Raw genomic sequence first — 17,501 nt, 5'->3', positions numbered from 1 at the left:
GCGGCGGGCAGTGCTGATGCAGTTCGGCAATAAATTGCGCTGCGTCTTCGAGCAAACGCACCACCACCCCGTCGCCGTCGTTACAGACGTCGCCATGCAGCTGTAGCCGCTGCGCCAGTTGCCAGACAAAGGGTCGGAACCCAACGCCCTGTACCTTACCGCGAATGCGCAGCTCTACACCGGAGTGGTTGCTTAGTGTCATGTTGAATTCCCGCGATCGTGTATCCCTGAAATATCCCTTTGCCGGATGGCGGCTTCGCCTTATCCGGCCTACGTGTTATTGCCCTGTAGGCCTGATAAGCGTAGCGCTATTAGCGCAGGTATTTTACGCGGATTTTGGACAATCAGAACAGCAAAGATGCGGTGGAGTCCAGTGCCGCACGACGGCGTTTTTCCGCGCTCAGCTGCTCCAGTTTATTGCGATCGACATAAATCAGCGCATGCGTCGGGCAGACTTCCATACAGGCAGGACCGGCTTCGCGATGGTGGCACAGGTCGCATTTGTTGGCTTCGGCTTTTTCAGCACGCACGTTCAGACCCGCGCCGCTGTTACGAATAACCGGACGGACAACCACTTCCATTGCGCCATAAGGACAAGCGACCACGCAGGTTTTACAGCCAATGCAGCGTTCCTGCATCACGTGGACAAAGCCTTTATCGCGGCTAATTGCACCGTTTGGGCAGACGTTGGCACACGGCGCATCTTCACACTGACGGCACAGCGTCGCGGTAGAGACGTTAACGCCTTTGATCACGTGAATGCGCGGTAAAAAGGTTTCAGGGGTCAGCGATGCGCAGTCCTGGTTATCCTGATGGGATACCACGCAGGCCACTTCACAGGTACGGCAACCAATGCATTTATTGGCGTCTGCAATGATGAAACGGTTCATCAAATTCTCCAGCAATGACAGATTATCTGCCAAAGCATTCATAAATCGTGCCAGAATTTAATGCACTGTTATTAAAGGATTTTTATTTTACTTCGCTGCAAAAATGCCTGTCATCGTCACTAGTGACGATGACAAATGACAGCATCAGCGTGAAAGTGTCGGGGCAAGAGAGGCGCGAGGGATAAGCTCGCCGGTAAAGTTTTTCGCTGGCGTAAAGGCTCCGCCGTCCAACATAAAGATCAGGCGTCCTATGGTTTCCTGGACCATCTCCGTGACCGGGATTTTGACGCTGGCAAGTGCCGGAATGGTGTACGGCGCAAGGGCTATATCATCGAAACCAATCACCGACACCTGCGCGGGAACATTAATGCCCTGCTCGTCCAACTGCTTCATCGCGCCAATCGCCATATCATCATTGCTGGCCACCAGCGCGGTGAAATTCACCTTGCGTAAAAGTAAGGTTTTAACGCCTTCAGCGCCACAGGCTGGCGTCCATTTACCCTTCACAATCAAATCATTATTCAACGGAATGCCGTGCTGCGCCAGCGCGTCTTTATAACCGGAAAGTCGCTCCACGCCGGTGGGCGAATCCATTGAGCCACTGATAAAAGCAATCTCAGTATGTCCGGCGCGAATCAACTGCGTGACGGCATTAAAGCTGGTCTGTTTTTGATCGCACCAGACGCAGTGGCTGGTGTTTTTACGCAGGCGTCGGTTAAGCACCATAATGGGCTGGGCGTGTGCATCGATAATCTCATCGATGTCATCCACACTGAGAAAACGCGGATAGATCATGACAGCATCACAGCGCAGGTCGAGCAGATATTGAATCGCCTGACGCTCTTCCTCGGCACTATGTTTACCGTCGGCAAGCAGAAGCTGGCGTCCTTTATCCTCCGCCATACGCGCAGTGTGAAATAGCAACTCGCTAAAATAAACGCCGTGATACAGGGTGTTGGTCACTACCAGACCCAGCGTCTGCGTGCTCTTCGCCGCCAGGCTGCGCGCCAGCAAATTGGGACGATAGCCACTCTCTTCAATAGCCTGGAACACGCGGTCTTTGGTCTCCTGGCTGACGTAGCCGTTCCCCGAAAGCACCCGGGAAACCGTAGCTTTCGACACGCCAGCACGCTTCGCCACTTCCAACATCGTGGTCATCTTACTCATCCCTTTTCACGCAATGTGACGCAGTGTACTGCACCGTTTCACCGCTGTCCTTGCTGCTCAATCGCAGAACGCGTTATCTGGTGATCGTAGTCACAAATACAAAAAATGATCAAAATATAATCTTGTATAAATAGTATAAATTAAACATGATTTTGTGGAACCGGTTTCCTATCAATGTTTCATCATCACCAACATGAGACGAAAATAAACGGTAAGACATTACCTACCCTACTGATAAAACAGGATTAAATCCGATGTCTAAAAATTATGCAGCGCTGGCGCGCTCGGTTGTGACGGCTCTGGGCGGCGTCGAGAACATCACCGCAGTAACCCACTGCATGACCCGTTTACGTTTCGTTATCAAAGATGATTCGCAGGTCGACAGCGCCACGTTAAAAACGCTTAATGGCGTACTCGGCGTAGTGCGTAGCGACAATCAGTGCCAGGTGATCATTGGTAATACCGTGTCCCAGGCGTATCGCGAGGTCGTCAGCCTGCTGCCGGGCGATATGCAGCCCAGCGACCCCGCAGGCAAACCCAAACTGACGCTCAAGCGTATTGGGGCAGGGATCCTTGATGCGCTGATCGGCACTATGTCACCGCTGATCCCGGCGATTATCGGTGGATCGATGCTGAAACTGCTGGCAATGATCCTCGAAATGACCGGCGTGCTGCAAAAAGGCTCCTCGACGCTGACGATCCTGACAGTGATTGGCGACGGCGCATTCTTCTTCCTGCCGCTGATGGTCGCCGCCTCTGCCGCCATTAAATTCAAAACCAACATGTCGCTGGCTATTGCTATTGCGGGCGTGCTGGTGCATCCGAGCTTTATTGATCTGATGGCTAAGGCCGCACAGGGCGAGCACGTTGAGTTCGCGCTGATCCCGGTCACAGCGGTGAAATACACCTACACGGTGATCCCGGCGCTGGTCATGACCTGGTGCCTGTCGTACATCGAACGGTGGGTGGATCGCATCACGCCAGCCGTAACCAAAAACTTCCTGAAACCAATGCTGATCGTGCTGATCGCCGCCCCGCTCGCCATCATCTTAATTGGCCCGATTGGCATCTGGATCGGCAGCGCGATCTCCGCGTTGGTGTACACCATTCACGGCTATCTGGGCTGGCTGTCGGTGGCCATTATGGGCGCACTGTGGCCGCTTCTGGTGATGACCGGCATGCACCGCGTCTTTACCCCCACCATTATTCAAACCATTGCCGAAACCGGTAAAGAAGGCATGGTTATGCCGTCTGAAATTGGCGCCAACCTGTCGCTGGGTGGATCTTCTTTAGCGGTCGCCTGGAAAACCAAAAACCCGGAACTGCGTCAGACAGCGTTAGCCGCAGCGGCCTCTGCCATTATGGCAGGGATTTCCGAGCCGGCGCTGTATGGCGTGGCGGTACGCCTGAAACGTCCGCTGATTGCCAGTCTTATCAGCGGCTTTATCTGCGGTGCCGTAGCCGGGATGGCCGGACTGGCAAGCCACTCGATGGCAGCACCAGGTCTGTTCACCAGCGTACAGTTTTTTGACCCGGCCAATCCGATGACCATTGTCTGGGTATTTGGCGTCATGGCGCTGGCGGTAGTGCTGTCGTTTGTCTTAACGCTGCTGCTCGGCTTTGAGGATATTCCCGTCGAAGATGCGGCCGCGCAGGCCAGAAAAAATCAGGCTGCGCAGCCGGGAAATATCAATGGCGCCAGCATCTGACGGATACTAACTGAGGTTTATTATGTCTGTTTTTCCGCAAGGATTTTTATGGGGCGGCGCACTGGCCGCCAACCAGTCTGAAGGGGCGTATCGGGAAGGCGGCAAAGGGCTGACTACCGTGGATATGATCCCCCACGGCGCACATCGAATGCCGGTTAAACTGGGTCAGGAAAAGCGCGTTCAACTGCGGGATGACGAGTTTTATCCCAGCCATGAAGCGATTGATTTTTATCATCGCTATAAAGACGATATCGCCCTGATGGCAGAAATGGGGTTCACGGTGTTTCGTACCTCAATTGCCTGGAGTCGGCTCTATCCGAACGGGGATGAACTGACGCCAAATCAGGAAGGCATTGATTTTTATCGCTCGGTGTTTGCCGAGTGCAAAAAGTACGGTATTGAGCCGTTGGTGACGTTGTGCCACTTTGATGTACCGATGCACCTGGTCACCGAGTATGGCTCCTGGCGTAACCGCAAAATGGTGGAGTTTTTCACCCGCTACGCCCGTACCTGCTTCGAGGCCTTTGATGGTCTGGTGAAATACTGGCTGACGTTCAATGAAATCAACATCCTGCTGCACAGCCCTTTTTCCGGCGCGGGACTGGTGTTTGAAGCGGGTGAAAATCAGGATCAGGTGAAATACCAGGCCGCGCACCACGAACTGATTGCCAGCGCACTGGCAACCAAAATCGCCCATGAAATCAATCCGCACAACCAGGTCGGGTGCATGCTGGCGGGCGGAAACTTTTACCCCTACTCGTGCAAACCTGAAGATGTGTGGACCGCGCTGGAAAAGGACCGTGAAAACCTGTTCTTTATTGATGTACAGGCGCGTGGTGCTTATCCCGCCTACTCAGCCCGCGTGTTTCGTGACAAGGGCGTAGTGATTGAGAAAGCCCCGGAAGATGACGACATCCTGAAAAATACCGTCGATTTTGTCTCCTTCAGCTATTACGCCTCGCGCTGCGCCTCGGCAGAAATGAACACCGGCAACACCAGCGCCGCCAACGTGGTGAAGTCGCTGCGCAATCCGTACATTGCAGCCAGCGAATGGGGCTGGGGCATTGACTCACTGGGTCTGCGCATCACCATAAACATGATGTATGACCGCTACCAGAAACCGCTGTTTCTGGTGGAGAACGGACTGGGGGCAAAAGATGAAATCGATGCCAACGGCGAGATCAACGATGACTATCGCATCCGCTATTTACGCGACCATATTCGCGCCATGGCAGACGCCATTGAAGACGGCGTGCCGCTGATGGGTTACACCACCTGGGGCTGTATCGATCTGGTTTCCGCTTCCACCGGCGAGATGAGCAAACGCTACGGTTTTGTCTATGTCGACCGCGATGACGCAGGCAATGGCACGCTGACGCGGACTCGCAAGAAATCATTCTGGTGGTACAAAAAAGTGATCGCCAGCAACGGGGCTGATCTGGACTGATCGTCGGGCCGGATGGCGCTTGCTATCCGGCCCGCATGATCACCCGCCACAAACATCCGCCCTTCCTTCCCGTTTCATTTTTTACATTCATTTTTCTGGATCGTCATTCCATTCTGCGGTTTGCTGCCGCGCATTATTACTGGCATTTTATTCAGTAGTTTTTACTTTTCACCGTTCGTAACAAGGAAACGTTCATGTCTACTGATAATGTTCAAACACCAATGATTATCGCCAAACCCGTGCGTCGTTTAAAAGTGGGTTACGTCAGAAGACGCTACGAAGATCGCCGTACCGGATTCACCCTGCGTATCAGTCGACACGCCTCATTAACGCTGAATGGCGACTGGCTGGAACAGGCGGGTTTTCCGACCGGCACAGAGGTGAATGTTTCGGTGATGCAGGGGAAATTAATTATTGAGCAGGCAACTGAATAACGGCTGGATATGTAAAGGCGGAACAGGCCGGATGCCGAGCGTGGCTGACATCCGGCGCTGGGAATGCTTACTCTTCTGGCGCTTCTAACTCAGCAAATCCGCCATGGCCTTCCCAACCGGCTAATCGCTGATACACGGTCTCGACCGCCTCTTTGATTGGCTGTGTCATCGGGTAATAAAAGCCGACAATATCCGGTTGAATGCCGAGGAAAATCACCTCGCCAACATCCTCTTTGAGCTGATCAACCAAATAGTTCAACGGCATATTATGGGTGGTCATCATGAACATCTCGGCAATATCATTGGGATCGATAATGCGGATCTCGCCGGGATTGAGGCCCATGTCAGTGGCATCAACAATCAGCAGACGTTCCGGGCGCAGTTCGCGGATCGCGACGATGTCATTTTCTGGCGCACTTCCGCCGTCGATGACCACCCAGTTGCCTTTAGGCTCAGCCGCGCACATTTCTGCCAGCAGCGGACCCGCACCGTCGTCACCCATCATGCTGTTGCCGACACACAATAAAACGTCAGTCACGGTGTCTCCTCACCATCAGATAGATGGCGCTTTCCTGGTGAATGTCATGCAGCATGCTGAGCACCAGCTTGCTCCATTCCTGCTGCTGCGGCGTTTGCGCGGCGAGCGCGTCATCAAACGCGCGCGCCAGCATCTGCACATGGTTAAAATCGATGACGATTTCACCGTACTTCGGCACGCCTTCCATCTTACGGCGAGCTTCGCTTCCTTCGGCAAGCGTGGCAATCCACGCCAGATAGTCATCCCACGGGCAGGTTAACGCCGCTTCCAGGCAGTCGATTATGCCTAAGTGGTGACCAATCGCCAGGCTGTAATAGACAACCTGCTGCGCCTCGGCGGGCGTTGCATCGTTCTCATCAATAAACTTACGGCTCAGTTGACTGAACACCACCGTTTCACTCATCGGATACGCGCCTCTTCTACAACATGATTAAGATGCGTGACGATCTCGGTCAGACGCGGATCGTTTTCCGCTTCCAGCCAGCGCGCCACCTGTTGCTCACCCTGCCCCAACTGATTCATATAGTCATCGGCAATCTGACGACCATAGCGATAACCCGCCAGACGACGTGCTTCGCGATCGACCTTCACACGCAGCGGCTGAACCATATCCGGGTGCAAAATTTCCGCAGGCTGTGCGTCCAGTTCGCCTGGTGCACGTGCGTGAATTTTCTGCTCCAGCAGGCCAAGCGCCATCGCGAAACCGTACAGCGTGGCGGCAGGCGTCGGTGGGCAACCAGGAATATACACATCCACGGGAACAATTTTGTCGGTGCCGCCCCATACGCAGTATAAGTCGTGGAAGATACCGCCGCTGTTGCCGCAGGCCCCATAGGAGATACAAATTTTCGGGTCCGGGGCAGACTGCCAGGCACGCAGTGCCGGAGAACGCATCGCGCGGGTTACCGCACCGGTGAACAGCAGAATATCCGCATGGCGCGGCGACGGAACCACTTTGATGCCAAAACGTTCGGCGTCAAACAGCGGGGACAAGGTGGCGAAGATTTCGATTTCGCAACCGTTGCAGCCACCGCAGTCGACGCGGTAAACGTACGCTGAACGCTTGATGCTTTTCAGCAATGACGCTTTCATGCTGGCAATGGATTCATCCACGGTCATCGGGACAGGAATTCCGTTGGCATCACGTGGGCCTAATAAATTGCTCATCAGCTGGCCTCTTTCATATGGCGAGTCAGTTCAATACGGTCAGACGGCACCAGGCATTTCTGGCGCTTACAATCCGGGCAGGTCTCAAAACCTTCACGGTGATTTTCCGCACGGGAATCACCGTTGTGCTTCAGTAACGCAATGGCGTAATCAATCTCTTTTTGCACCGCAAAAGGACGGTTACAGACGCGGCAATTACACAGAGCAAAACGAGACTGCTGCAGGAAATCTTCTTTCTTCCATACCGCCAGCTCATACTCCTGCGACAGCTTGATCGCCGCCGTCGGGCAGACTTCTTCACAGCGGCCACAGAAAATACAGCGACCGAGGTTGAACTGCCACGCCAGCTCATTGGTGACCAGATCTGTTTCTACTGTCAGCGCGTTAGATGGGCACGCATTGATACAGGCCGCACAGCCAATACACTGCTGCGGATTATGTTCCGGCTTACCGCGGAAGTTTTTATCAACCGCAATCGGCTCCAGCGGGTAAGACGACGTTGGTGCCCCGGTTTTGATGACTTTTTTGATAAAAGTAAACATGGCGATTCCTTATTTCAGCGGCGAGTTTTTACGCTCGATGCTGTAGCGCTCAAGTTCTTTGTACGGCACGACTTTGCTTTTCTTCTTACGTACATCGACCACGGTCATACGGTCAGTACAGGAGTAGCAAGGATCGAGGCTACCGATAATCAGCGGGGCATCGGAGACGGTGTTACCACGCAGCATGTAACGCAGCGTCGGCCAGTTGGCGTAGGTGGCCGCACGGCAGCGCCAGCGATACAGCTTCTGGTTATCGCCGGTCATGCTCCAGTGGATGTCATCGCCACGCGGTGCTTCGGCAAAGCCCAGCGCGAAGCGGTGCGGAATATAGGTAAAGCCTTCCACCGCCAGCGGGCCGCCCGGCAGGTTATCCAGACCAAAGTCGATCATGTTCAGCGCGGTATAAACTTCGTTGATACGCACTTTCAGACGGGAAATAACGTCGCAGCCCTGCTCGCTGTGCACTTCCATCGGCAGTAAACCGTAACCGACGAACGGGTGGTCCGCGCGGGTATCACGCGCGTGGCCGCTGGCACGCACCATTGGGCCGACGTTACTGAAGTCACGAGCAATTTCCGGGTCCAGACGACCAATGCCGACGGTGCGCTGTTCCATGTTCGGCGTACTGAGCAGCATGTCGACCAGATCCTGTACATCACGACGCATTTGCTGCGCCAACTGACGGGTCTGGATCATGTCCTCTTTCAGCAGGTCACGACGGATGCCGCCGATCAGGTTCATACCGTAGGTTTTACGCGCCCCGGTGAGGATCTCCGCCATTTTCATCGACGTTTCACGCACGCGGAAGAACTGCATAAAGCCGGAGTCAAAGCCGGTGAAGTGGCACGCCAGGCCAAGGTTCAGCAGGTGCGAGTGCAGACGTTCCACTTCCAGCAGAATGGCGCGGATCATCTGCGCGCGTTCCGGCACCACAATCCCCATCGCATTTTCCACGGAGGTGGTGTACGCCGTGCTGTGGGCAAAACCACAAATACCGCATACGCGATCCGACAGGAACGTCACTTCGTTATAACCCATACGGGTTTCCGCCAGTTTCTCCATGCCGCGGTGGACATAGAACAGACGGTAGTCGGCGTCGATGATGTTTTCGCCATCAACAAACAGGCGGAAGTGACCTGGTTCATCGGAGGTGACGTGCAGCGGGCCAATCGGCACCACGTTATTTTTCTTGTCACCCAGTTCGTTGATGAACTCGTAGGTTTCAGCATCGGTAGTCGGCGCCGGGCGCTGACGGTAATCCATGCTGTCTTTACGCAGCGGATAGAGTTCGTCCGGCCAGTCATCCGGCAGTACCAGACGGCGTTCGTCCGGTAACCCTACCGGGATCAAGCCGTACATGTCGCGCACTTCACGCTCGCCCCAAACGGCGGCCGGTACGCGCGGCGTCACGGACGGGAACTCCAGTTTATTGGCGTCGACTTCTACGCGAACGGTTATCCAGCACTTGGTGCCCTGTTCCATCGACATGACATAGTAGACGGCGTAATGGCCGCACAGCTGACGTTCGTCGTTACCAAACAGCACCGACAACCAGCCGCCCTGTTTGTAGTAGAGAAATTCAACTACTTCCGGCAGATAGTTGACCTTCACGGTGATGGTCAGCTGATCTTTGGTCTGCCAGCCTTCATCCAGCACCACGCCCGGGAAGGCCTGGTGCAGAGCGGCGAGATAGTGTTGACCTACTTTTTCTTCAGACATGTTCAAACTCTCTTAAATCACGCCACCAGCAAGGAGACGAAGGCTAAAAACGCAAACCCAAAACCGGCCCAGGTCACGCGTGAAGTGGCGCAAAAACGCAGACGCGCCATGCTGTTTTCAAACAGGGCGATGACCAGCACGCCGAGGACCAGCTTAACGACAGCAATCACCAGCGCCAGCAGCAGCCCGCCCGCAGTGAAGGTTTCCATCTGCCCCCACGGCAGGAACACGCCGACAAACATTTGCAAAACGACCAGTTGCTTGAGGCTGATACCCCACTTGAGCACCGCAAAACCGCTGCCGCTGTATTCGGTCAGCGGACCTTCCTGCAGCTCCTGCTCGGCTTCCGCGAGGTCGAACGGCAGCTTGCCCATTTCGATAAAGGTGGCGAAGGCACAGGCGCACAGCGCCAGAATCAACGGGATGCTACGCGCGGCAGGCCAGTGATAAATGGTATCGGCAATGTTGCTGATGTGGGTCGAACCAGCAACCTGCGCCGCCACCCACAAGCCCAGCAGCAGAATCGGCTCCACCAGTACGCCGAGCATCGCTTCACGGCTGGCGCCGATAGCGGTGAACGGGCTACCGGTATCCAGACCGGCGATAGAAAAGAAGAAGCGGGCAATGGCAAACAGGTAAATCAGCGTGATCAAATCACCCAGTTGCGGTAGCGGCGAGCCCACGGTCACCACCGGCAGCGCGGTAGCGATAGTCAGCATAACGCCCACCATCACAAACGGCGTCAGGCGGAAGACCCAGCTGGAATCCGCTGGCGCAACGCTCTGACGGCCAAGCAGTTTGATAATGTCGCGATATTCCTGCAACACGCCCGGACCGCGGCGGTTATGCAAACGCGCACGCGCCACGCGGGTAATACCGGACAACAGCGGCGCCGCGGCAAACAGCACCAGCGCCTGAATTAACGGATATAAAACACTCATTCTCAGGCTCCTCGTGAAACCACAATCACCACCAGCACCGCCAGCTCAATCAGCGCCAGGCGACGGAACAACACCGGTGCCACCGCGTTCTGCCAGCCCGGAACCCAGGATACCGGGTTCAGCCATTTACGCAGTTTGAGTACCGGAGCAAAGGCTTCTTTAACCGGCATGGCAAAGCCGTGCGCAGTGATCACCATTGACTGCTCGTGATCGTAACCACACACCCACGCGGAACCGCGTGAACGTGACGGCAGGCGGTTGCCTTTGAAAATAGCCATGATGATGAACGGCAGCAGCGGACACGCGATCAGCAGCAGCGTGATCATCGGCTGAGATACGGTGGTATTCGCCGTTTCCAGCGGTAGCGGAACAGCGGCAGAAATCAGCGGCAGCAACCACGGGGCAGCAACGCCGCCAATCACGCAGCAGATAGCCAACGCAACCACGCTCACGCTCATCAGGATTGGTGCGCAGCAGGCGTTTTCCGCTTCCTTCGTGCGCGGTGCGCCGAGGAACGTCACACCGTAGACTTTCGCCATACACATCACCGCCAGCGCACCGGTAATGGCCAAACCGACAGCCAGCAACGGTCCTAACAGACGACCGATGAACGCGCCGCTGTTACCCAGCTTGAAGAAGGATTGATAGATAACCCACTCACCGGCAAAGCCGTTCAGCGGCGGCAGCGCGGCCATCGCCATCAGGCCAACCAGCATCGCCAGAGAAATCACCGGCATACGTTTACCGATACCGCCCAGTTTCTCGATATCACGGTGACCGGTGCGGAACCAGATGCTGCCTGCGCCCAAAAACAGGACGCTTTTGAACAGGCTATGGTTGACCAGGTGATACAAACCGCCGGTCAGGCCAAGTGCGATCAGTGCCGGTTGGTTAAGGGAAATACCGGTCACGCCAGCACCCAGACCCAGTAGGATAATGCCGATGTTTTCCAGCGTGTGGTACGCCAGCAGACGCTGGATGTTGTGCTCCATCAGGGCATACAGGCCGCCGATAAACGCGGTGATCATCCCCAGCACCAGTAGCGTAACGCCCCACCACAGCGGTGCATTACCGCCCAGCAGCGACAGGGACAGAATACCCAGCAGACCCACCTTCATTACCACGGTAGAGAACAGCGCCGCCGCCGGTGCACTGGCGTTGGCGTGTGCCTGTGGCACCCAACCGTGCAGTGGGATAATCCCGGCCAGCAGACCAAAGCCCGCCACACCCAACAGCCAGATGTCAGCACCGAGCGGCAGTTGCTGAGTGCGCAGGTCGAGCAAGCGCAGTTCCAGCGTACCGTAGCGCTGCCACACCAGATAGCAGGCGATCGCCAACAGCAGCGTACCGACACGACCCAGCGCAAACCACAGCTTGCCTTCTTTGCTGCACCCGGTCAGGAACACCGCACACAGCGCCATGATTTCCGCCATCACCACCAGCGTGCCGAGGTTGCTGGCAACCACGGCGCACACCGCCGCCGCCATCAGCAGATTAACCAGCAGTCCGTTGGCTTTTACCTGCGGGTGACGGTGCCAGTCGATGTTGTACAGGCTGACGAACAGGCCGCACAGACCCAGCGTAATCAGCCAGATAGCGTTCAGCGGCGACATTTGCAGGCTATGACCGATAAACGGCATCACGCCGCTAACCGCAACGGCGCGGGTCAGTACGAGGAACCCCGCAGCCGCCGTACAGAGGCTACCCACCGCACCGCCGACACCGGCGATCCAGCCGCTTAACGGCTTATGAAATGAAAACAGAAATGCCAGAACCGCCGCCGCCGTAAACCAGGCCACGCCGCTGTTAATCAGTGAAATTGCGCTCATTTTGCATCCCCACTCTGAGCCTGCTGAAACAAGGTGAGATCGCCGAAGTCGGTATTGAACGTCAGCTCACGCTTACGTTTGCTGGCGCGGGCGATGTCCATATTGCTCACCAGATGCAGGGCTTGCGTTGGGCACATGCGCACGCAGGCCGGACCTTGTTCATCAAAGCTACACAAGTCGCATTTCACCGCAATGGCGCGAATACCCGGCACCCAGTCCAGCAGCGTGCTGACGCGAGCTGGCGCTGACGGAGCAGGAGGCGCTTTTGACGTATTGGCGTTCGCCGGGATATGCAGCGGACGGCTGCCTGAAAACTCAATGGCCCCAAACGGACAGGCGATCCCGCACAGTTTGCAGCTCACGCACAGGCTTTCATTCAGCTGTACGGCGCCGTCGACACGGTTAATCGCATTGACCGGACAAACGGTGGCACAAGGCGCATCTTCACACTGGTGGCAAAGCTGCGGCGCAGATTCTTTTTCATTTAGCATCACTTTCAGGCGCGGCATTGACTGCAGGCCATGCTGGCGATGTGTCTCTGAGCAGGCGGCTTCACAGGTGTGGCAGCCGATACAAAGAGTGGAGTCAGCAATTACAAAACGATTCACCAGGCATTCCTCAGGTGATAGTCATTTTTGACGAAAACATGTCTATCAAATGTCATTTTCGACACTTATCGACATGCCCATTCCCTAAACTGTCGTGACGCAGCATACGCACCGCATCATGACTTACGTGGACACACCCGAGGCTTAAACCGGGCTATGACCCTCTACCAGTTGGCTTAAATTCACTGGCATATTGTTTTCAACCGCTGTGTACAGGCTGTCGTAGACGCTGGCGATTTTTTCGAGATAGTGCTCCAGCACCTGTTCCCGATCGCGGTTGCTGATACGGTCATCGACCTTGCCGTCGAGAGACAGTTGTGCCTGTGCAATCAACTGCTTATCTTCGCCATCTTTCGTTTCAACGTAGTACTCGATGGTATGGCTGTTAAAGCCGTCCGCCAGCGTGACGTAGATAACGAAGTGCTCAAACAAGACAAAGCACAGGTCCTTGTCCGGCGCGCAGCTCATCGCATGATGTAAACGCGCTTTCGACAGGGTGATCCCCTGTACCAGCGAGTTGCAATAAATACGCCACTGGTCCTGTAGGCGACGATGCCGTTCAGCGATGTAATCGGCTTTTTCGCTTATTTCCCAAATAGTCATGTCAGGTTACCCGTTTAGCAGAGACATTCAGCGTTAAGCACGTTTCATGCCAATATTTAATTGCTTATATTTCATATGGATAGGTAATTTACTGGTCGTGACGACATGTCATTTCGTCATCGTCGTCATTGTCACGGGTGAAAAAATTCAGTTTGGCATGTTTTTTGCTTTTATCCCGATAACAACATGGGAGGCGATATGCACGAAATAACCCTCTGCCAACGGGCACTGGAATTGATTGAACAACAGGCTACGCAACACGGTGCAAAACGGGTTACTGCGGTCTGGCTCAAAATTGGCGCATTTTCTTGCGTAGAAACCAGCGCTCTCGCCTTTTGTTTTGATCTGGTATGCCGTGGCACCCTTGCAGAAGGTTGTAAACTCCACCTCGAAGAACAAGAAGCCGAATGTTGGTGTGAAACATGCCAGCAGTACGTCACCTTACTGACCCAGCGCGTGCGCCGTTGTCCGCAATGTCACAGCGACATGCTAAGAATCGTGGCCGATGACGGCCTGCAGATTCGACGAATTGAAATAGGCGATGCTGAAGATTAAAGCTGGTGACAAAGTAGGCCGGATAAGACGTTAGCGTCGCCATCCGGCAAAAAGCGAGTAACAAGCAATAGATCAGGAGTGAGCGATGTGTACGACATGTGGTTGCGCTGAAGGCAACCTTTATATAGAGGGTGATGAACATAACCCCCACTCGGCGTTTCGCAGCGCGCCATTTGCCCCGGCCGCTCGTCCGGCGCTGAATATTACCGGTGTGAAGACCGCCAGTTTCACCCCGAGCCAAACTGAAGAAGGCGATTTACACTACGGTCATGGTGAAGCCGGCACCCACGCGCCAGGCATGAGCCAGCGCCGTATGCTGGAAGTGGAAATTGACGTGCTGGACAAGAACAACCGTCTGGCCGAGCGTAACCGCGCCCGCTTCGCCGCCCGTCAGCATCTGGTGCTGAATCTGGTCTCCAGCCCCGGATCCGGTAAAACAACGCTGTTAACCGAAACATTGATGAAGCTGAAAGACAGCGTGCCGTGTGCGGTGATCGAAGGCGACCAGCAGACGGTTAACGACGCCGCACGTATTCGCGCCACCGGTACGCCCGCCATCCAGGTGAACACCGGTAAAGGCTGCCATCTTGATGCACAAATGATTGCCGATGCCGCGCCGCGACTGCCGCTGGCAGACAACGGTATTCTGTTCATTGAAAACGTCGGTAACCTGGTATGCCCGGCGAGCTTCGACCTCGGCGAACGTCATAAAGTGGCGGTGCTTTCCGTTACCGAAGGCGAAGACAAACCGCTAAAATACCCGCATATGTTTGCCGCCGCCTCGCTGATGCTACTCAACAAAGTCGACCTGCTGCCGTACCTCAATTTTGATGTTGAACAATGCATCGCCAGCGCCCGGGAAGTGAACCCGGAAATTGAGATCATCCTGATTTCCGCCACCAGCGGTGAAGGCATGGATCAATGGCTCTCCTGGCTGGAGACGCAGCGATGTGCATAGGTGTTCCGGGTCAAATCCGCACCATTGAGGGAAACCAGGCCAAGGTCGATGTTTGCGGTATTCAGCGCGACGTCGACCTGACGCTGGTCGGTAGTTGTGATGAGCACGGTCAACCACGTCTGGGGCAATGGGTCCTGGTGCACGTTGGTTTTGCCATGAGCATCATTAATGAGGCTGAAGCGCGCGACACGCTCGAGGCGCTGCAAAACATGTTTGACGTTGAGCCGGATGTCGGCGCGTTGCTGTACGGCGAGGAAAAATAAATGCGTTTCGTTGACGAATATCGCGCACCAGAACAGGTGATGCAGTTGATTGACCACCTGTGTGAACGTGCCGCTCACCTCCCCTACACCGCTGAACGTCCGCTGCGCATTATGGAAGTCTGCGGTGGTCATACCCACGCTATTTTCAAATTCGGTCTTGACCAACTGCTGCCTGAAAACGTGGAGTTTATTCACGGCCCCGGCTGCCCGGTTTGCGTGCTGCCGATGGGCAGAATTGACAGCTGCGTAGAAATTGCCAGCCACCCGGAAGTGATTTTCTGCACCTTTGGCGACGCGATGCGCGTCCCGGGAAAACAGGGTTCGCTGCTGCAGGCCAAAGCGCGTGGCGCAGATATCCGTATCGTCTATTCGCCGATGGATGCCCTGAAGATGGCGCAGGAAAACCCGACCCGCAAAGTCGTGTTCTTTGGTCTGGGTTTTGAAACCACCATGCCGACGACCGCTATCACGCTCCAGCAGGCAAGACAGCGTGACGTGCAAAACTTCTACTTTTTCTGTCAGCACATTACGCTGATCCCAACACTGCGTAGCCTGCTGGAACAGCCAGATAACGGTATTGACGCCTTTTTAGCACCGGGGCACGTCAGCATGGTCATTGGCACCGATGCCTATAATTTCATCGCCTCCGATTTCCATCGCCCGCTGGTGGTCGCCGGTTTCGAACCGCTCGATCTGCTGCAAGGCGTGGTAATGCTGATTGAGCAGAAAATTGCCGACCACAGCCAGGTTGAGAACCAGTACCGTCGCGTGGTGCCGGATGCCGGTAACGCCCTGGCGCAGCAGGCTATCGCCGAGGTGTTCTGCGTCGATGGCGACAGCGAATGGCGCGGTCTGGGCGTTATCGAATCTTCCGGCGTTCATCTGACGCCTGACTACCAACGTTTTGATGCCGAAGCACATTTCAAACCGGCGCCACAGCAGGTGTATGACGACCCGCGCGCGCGCTGCGGCGAGGTGCTGACCGGTAGATGTAAACCGCATCAGTGCCCGTTATTTGGTAAAACCTGTAATCCGGAGACCGCATTTGGCGCCCTGATGGTCTCCTCCGAAGGCGCGTGTGCCGCCTGGTATCAGTATCGTCAGCAGGAGTGTGAAGCATGAACAGCGTACAACTCGCCCACGGTAGCGGCGGTCAGGCTATGCAACAATTGATCAATAGCCTGTTTATGGAAGCATTTGCGAATCCGTGGCTGGCGGAACAAGAAGATCAGGCGCGTCTGGATCTGGCGCAACTGATGGCTGAAGGCGACCGTCTGGCATTTTCGACCGACAGCTACGTGATTGATCCGCTGTTCTTCCCTGGCGGCAATATCGGCAAGCTGGCTGTCTGCGGTACGGCTAACGACGTCGCCGTCAGTGGTGCGATCCCTCGCTACCTCTCCTGCGGGTTTATCCTCGAAGAAGGTCTGCCGATGGACACGCTGAAAACCGTGGTCAACAGCATGGCGGCCACCGCGCGCGAAGCGGGCATTGCCATCGTCACCGGCGACACCAAGGTGGTGCAGCGCGGCGCGGCGGACAAACTGTTTATCAACACCGCCGGAATGGGCGCGATCCCCGCTAATATCCACTGGGGTGCACAAACCCTGAGCCCAGGCGATGTACTGCTGGTCAGCGGAACGCTCGGCGACCACGGCGCAACCATCCTTAACCTGCGCGAGCAGTTGGGGCTGGACGGTGAACTGGTCAGCGACTGCGCGGTGTTAACGCCGCTGATTCAGACGCTGCGTGACATCCCCGGCGTGAAAGCGCTGCGCGACGCCACTCGCGGCGGCGTGAATGCAGTCACCCACGAGTTTGCGGCGGCCTGCGGCTTCGGCATTGAATTGTCCGAATCATCCCTGCCGGTGAAACCAGCGGTACGTGGCGTCTGCGAACTGCTCGGTCTGGATGCGCTCAACTTTGCCAACGAAGGCAAACTGGTTATCGCCGTGGAACGCCAGGCCGCAGAAAGCGTGCTTGCCGCGCTACGCGCGCATCCGTTGGGCCGCGATGCGGCGCTGATTGGTGAAGTGGTGGAACGTAAAGGCGTTCGTCTGGCCGGACTGTACGGCGTGAAGCGAACTCTTGATTTACCACACGCCGAACCACTCCCACGCATATGCTGATA

The 17,501-nt window shown here is 55.6% G+C and carries 20 protein-coding genes; 8 read left to right on the top strand and 12 right to left on the bottom strand.

Annotated features, from left to right (window positions below):
- The 3 genes from FDW95_RS24085 to FDW95_RS21410 form a co-directional block, all read right to left on the bottom strand.
- Positions 1-202, bottom strand: a 202-nt coding sequence (locus FDW95_RS24085; RefSeq protein ID WP_249359291.1) for an acylphosphatase, incomplete at its 3' end; no start/stop codon positions are given.
- A 142-nt stretch (positions 203-344) separates the two neighbouring features.
- Complete coding sequence (hydN, locus tag FDW95_RS21415) at positions 345-890, bottom strand: electron transport protein HydN (protein WP_096759340.1); 546 nt, start codon at positions 888-890, stop codon at positions 345-347.
- Positions 891-1,034: 144 nt separating this feature from the next.
- Entirely contained in the window at positions 1,035-2,048 is a 1,014-nt protein-coding gene (locus tag FDW95_RS21410; RefSeq protein ID WP_115257631.1) for a LacI family DNA-binding transcriptional regulator, read from the bottom strand.
- Positions 2,049-2,311: 263 nt separating this feature from the next.
- Between FDW95_RS21410 and ascF the strand changes: the two genes are divergently transcribed.
- The 3 genes from ascF (at position 2,312) to FDW95_RS21395 (ending at position 5,647) form a co-directional block, all read left to right on the top strand.
- Positions 2,312-3,766 (top strand): PTS cellobiose/arbutin/salicin transporter subunit IIBC, encoded by a 1,455-nt coding sequence (gene ascF / locus FDW95_RS21405; RefSeq protein WP_115257630.1) that lies wholly within the window; start codon positions 2,312-2,314, stop codon positions 3,764-3,766.
- Between the two features lie 22 nt (positions 3,767-3,788).
- Positions 3,789-5,213: a 6-phospho-beta-glucosidase gene (locus FDW95_RS21400; protein WP_115257629.1), complete on the top strand. Its 1,425-nt coding sequence runs from the start codon at positions 3,789-3,791 to the stop codon at positions 5,211-5,213.
- A gap of 194 nt (positions 5,214-5,407) precedes the next feature.
- Positions 5,408-5,647 carry a SymE family type I addiction module toxin gene (locus tag FDW95_RS21395; RefSeq protein WP_115257628.1) on the top strand — a complete coding sequence of 80 codons (240 nt, stop codon included), beginning with the start codon at positions 5,408-5,410 and terminating at the stop codon, positions 5,645-5,647.
- Between the two features lie 67 nt (positions 5,648-5,714).
- On the opposite strand, the gene hycI is transcribed toward FDW95_RS21395, so the two are convergent.
- The 9 genes from hycI to hycA form a co-directional block, all read right to left on the bottom strand.
- Positions 5,715-6,185 carry a hydrogenase maturation peptidase HycI gene (gene hycI / locus FDW95_RS21390; protein ID WP_115257627.1) on the bottom strand — a complete coding sequence of 157 codons (471 nt, stop codon included), beginning with the start codon at positions 6,183-6,185 and terminating at the stop codon, positions 5,715-5,717.
- Positions 6,178-6,588 carry a formate hydrogenlyase maturation HycH family protein gene (locus tag FDW95_RS21385; protein WP_115257626.1) on the bottom strand — a complete coding sequence of 137 codons (411 nt, stop codon included), beginning with the start codon at positions 6,586-6,588 and terminating at the stop codon, positions 6,178-6,180. Before FDW95_RS21385 ends, hycI begins: the two co-directional genes overlap by 8 nt.
- Positions 6,585-7,352 carry a formate hydrogenlyase subunit HycG gene (gene hycG / locus FDW95_RS21380; RefSeq protein ID WP_115257625.1) on the bottom strand — a complete coding sequence of 256 codons (768 nt, stop codon included), beginning with the start codon at positions 7,350-7,352 and terminating at the stop codon, positions 6,585-6,587. The genes FDW95_RS21385 and hycG overlap by 4 nt, the downstream gene beginning before the upstream one ends.
- Positions 7,352-7,894: a formate hydrogenlyase subunit HycF gene (gene hycF, locus FDW95_RS21375; RefSeq protein WP_115257624.1), complete on the bottom strand. Its 543-nt coding sequence runs from the start codon at positions 7,892-7,894 to the stop codon at positions 7,352-7,354. The genes hycG and hycF overlap by 1 nt, the downstream gene beginning before the upstream one ends.
- Positions 7,895-7,903: 9 nt before the next feature.
- Complete coding sequence (gene hycE / locus FDW95_RS21370) at positions 7,904-9,613, bottom strand: formate hydrogenlyase subunit HycE (protein WP_096755965.1); 1,710 nt, start codon at positions 9,611-9,613, stop codon at positions 7,904-7,906.
- A 17-nt stretch (positions 9,614-9,630) separates the two neighbouring features.
- The gene (locus FDW95_RS21365) at positions 9,631-10,554 is read right to left on the bottom strand and encodes a respiratory chain complex I subunit 1 family protein (protein WP_115257623.1); all 924 of its coding nucleotides are present in this window, start codon (positions 10,552-10,554) and stop codon (positions 9,631-9,633) included.
- Between the two features lie 2 nt (positions 10,555-10,556).
- Positions 10,557-12,383, bottom strand: coding sequence for a formate hydrogenlyase subunit 3 (hycC, locus tag FDW95_RS21360; protein ID WP_115257622.1), 1,827 nt, complete (start codon positions 12,381-12,383; stop codon positions 10,557-10,559).
- Positions 12,380-12,991 (bottom strand): formate hydrogenlyase subunit HycB, encoded by a 612-nt coding sequence (hycB, locus tag FDW95_RS21355; RefSeq protein ID WP_115257621.1) that lies wholly within the window; start codon positions 12,989-12,991, stop codon positions 12,380-12,382. The genes hycC and hycB overlap by 4 nt, the downstream gene beginning before the upstream one ends.
- 144 nt (positions 12,992-13,135) lie before the next feature.
- Positions 13,136-13,594 (bottom strand): formate hydrogenlyase regulator HycA, encoded by a 459-nt coding sequence (gene hycA, locus FDW95_RS21350; protein ID WP_096755961.1) that lies wholly within the window; start codon positions 13,592-13,594, stop codon positions 13,136-13,138.
- Between the two features lie 198 nt (positions 13,595-13,792).
- On the opposite strand from hycA, the gene hypA reads away from it, so the two are divergent.
- From hypA to hypE, 5 genes are all read left to right on the top strand, one after another.
- Positions 13,793-14,149, top strand: a complete 357-nt coding sequence (gene hypA, locus FDW95_RS21345; protein WP_096755960.1) for a hydrogenase maturation nickel metallochaperone HypA — start codon at positions 13,793-13,795, stop codon at positions 14,147-14,149.
- An 85-nt stretch (positions 14,150-14,234) separates the two neighbouring features.
- A complete protein-coding gene (hypB, locus tag FDW95_RS21340) occupies positions 14,235-15,107 on the top strand; it encodes a hydrogenase nickel incorporation protein HypB (RefSeq protein WP_096755959.1) in 873 nt (290 codons plus the stop codon).
- The gene (hypC, locus tag FDW95_RS21335; RefSeq protein WP_096755958.1) at positions 15,098-15,370 is read left to right on the top strand and encodes a hydrogenase 3 maturation protein HypC; all 273 of its coding nucleotides are present in this window, start codon (positions 15,098-15,100) and stop codon (positions 15,368-15,370) included. The genes hypB and hypC overlap by 10 nt, the downstream gene beginning before the upstream one ends.
- Complete coding sequence (gene hypD / locus FDW95_RS21330; protein WP_096755957.1) at positions 15,371-16,492, top strand: hydrogenase formation protein HypD; 1,122 nt, start codon at positions 15,371-15,373, stop codon at positions 16,490-16,492.
- Positions 16,489-17,499 carry a hydrogenase expression/formation protein HypE gene (gene hypE / locus FDW95_RS21325; RefSeq protein ID WP_096755956.1) on the top strand — a complete coding sequence of 337 codons (1,011 nt, stop codon included), beginning with the start codon at positions 16,489-16,491 and terminating at the stop codon, positions 17,497-17,499. Before hypD ends, hypE begins: the two co-directional genes overlap by 4 nt.
- The last annotated feature ends 2 nt before the right edge of the window (positions 17,500-17,501 follow it).

Origin of the sequence: Citrobacter sp. wls718 (genome assembly GCF_005280945.1) — a bacterium.
GTDB classification, from domain to species: Bacteria; Pseudomonadota; Gammaproteobacteria; order Enterobacterales; family Enterobacteriaceae; genus Citrobacter; species Citrobacter gillenii.
Note: the sequence above shows the minus strand (reverse complement) of the source record. Positions and strands in the feature narration are given on the sequence as shown.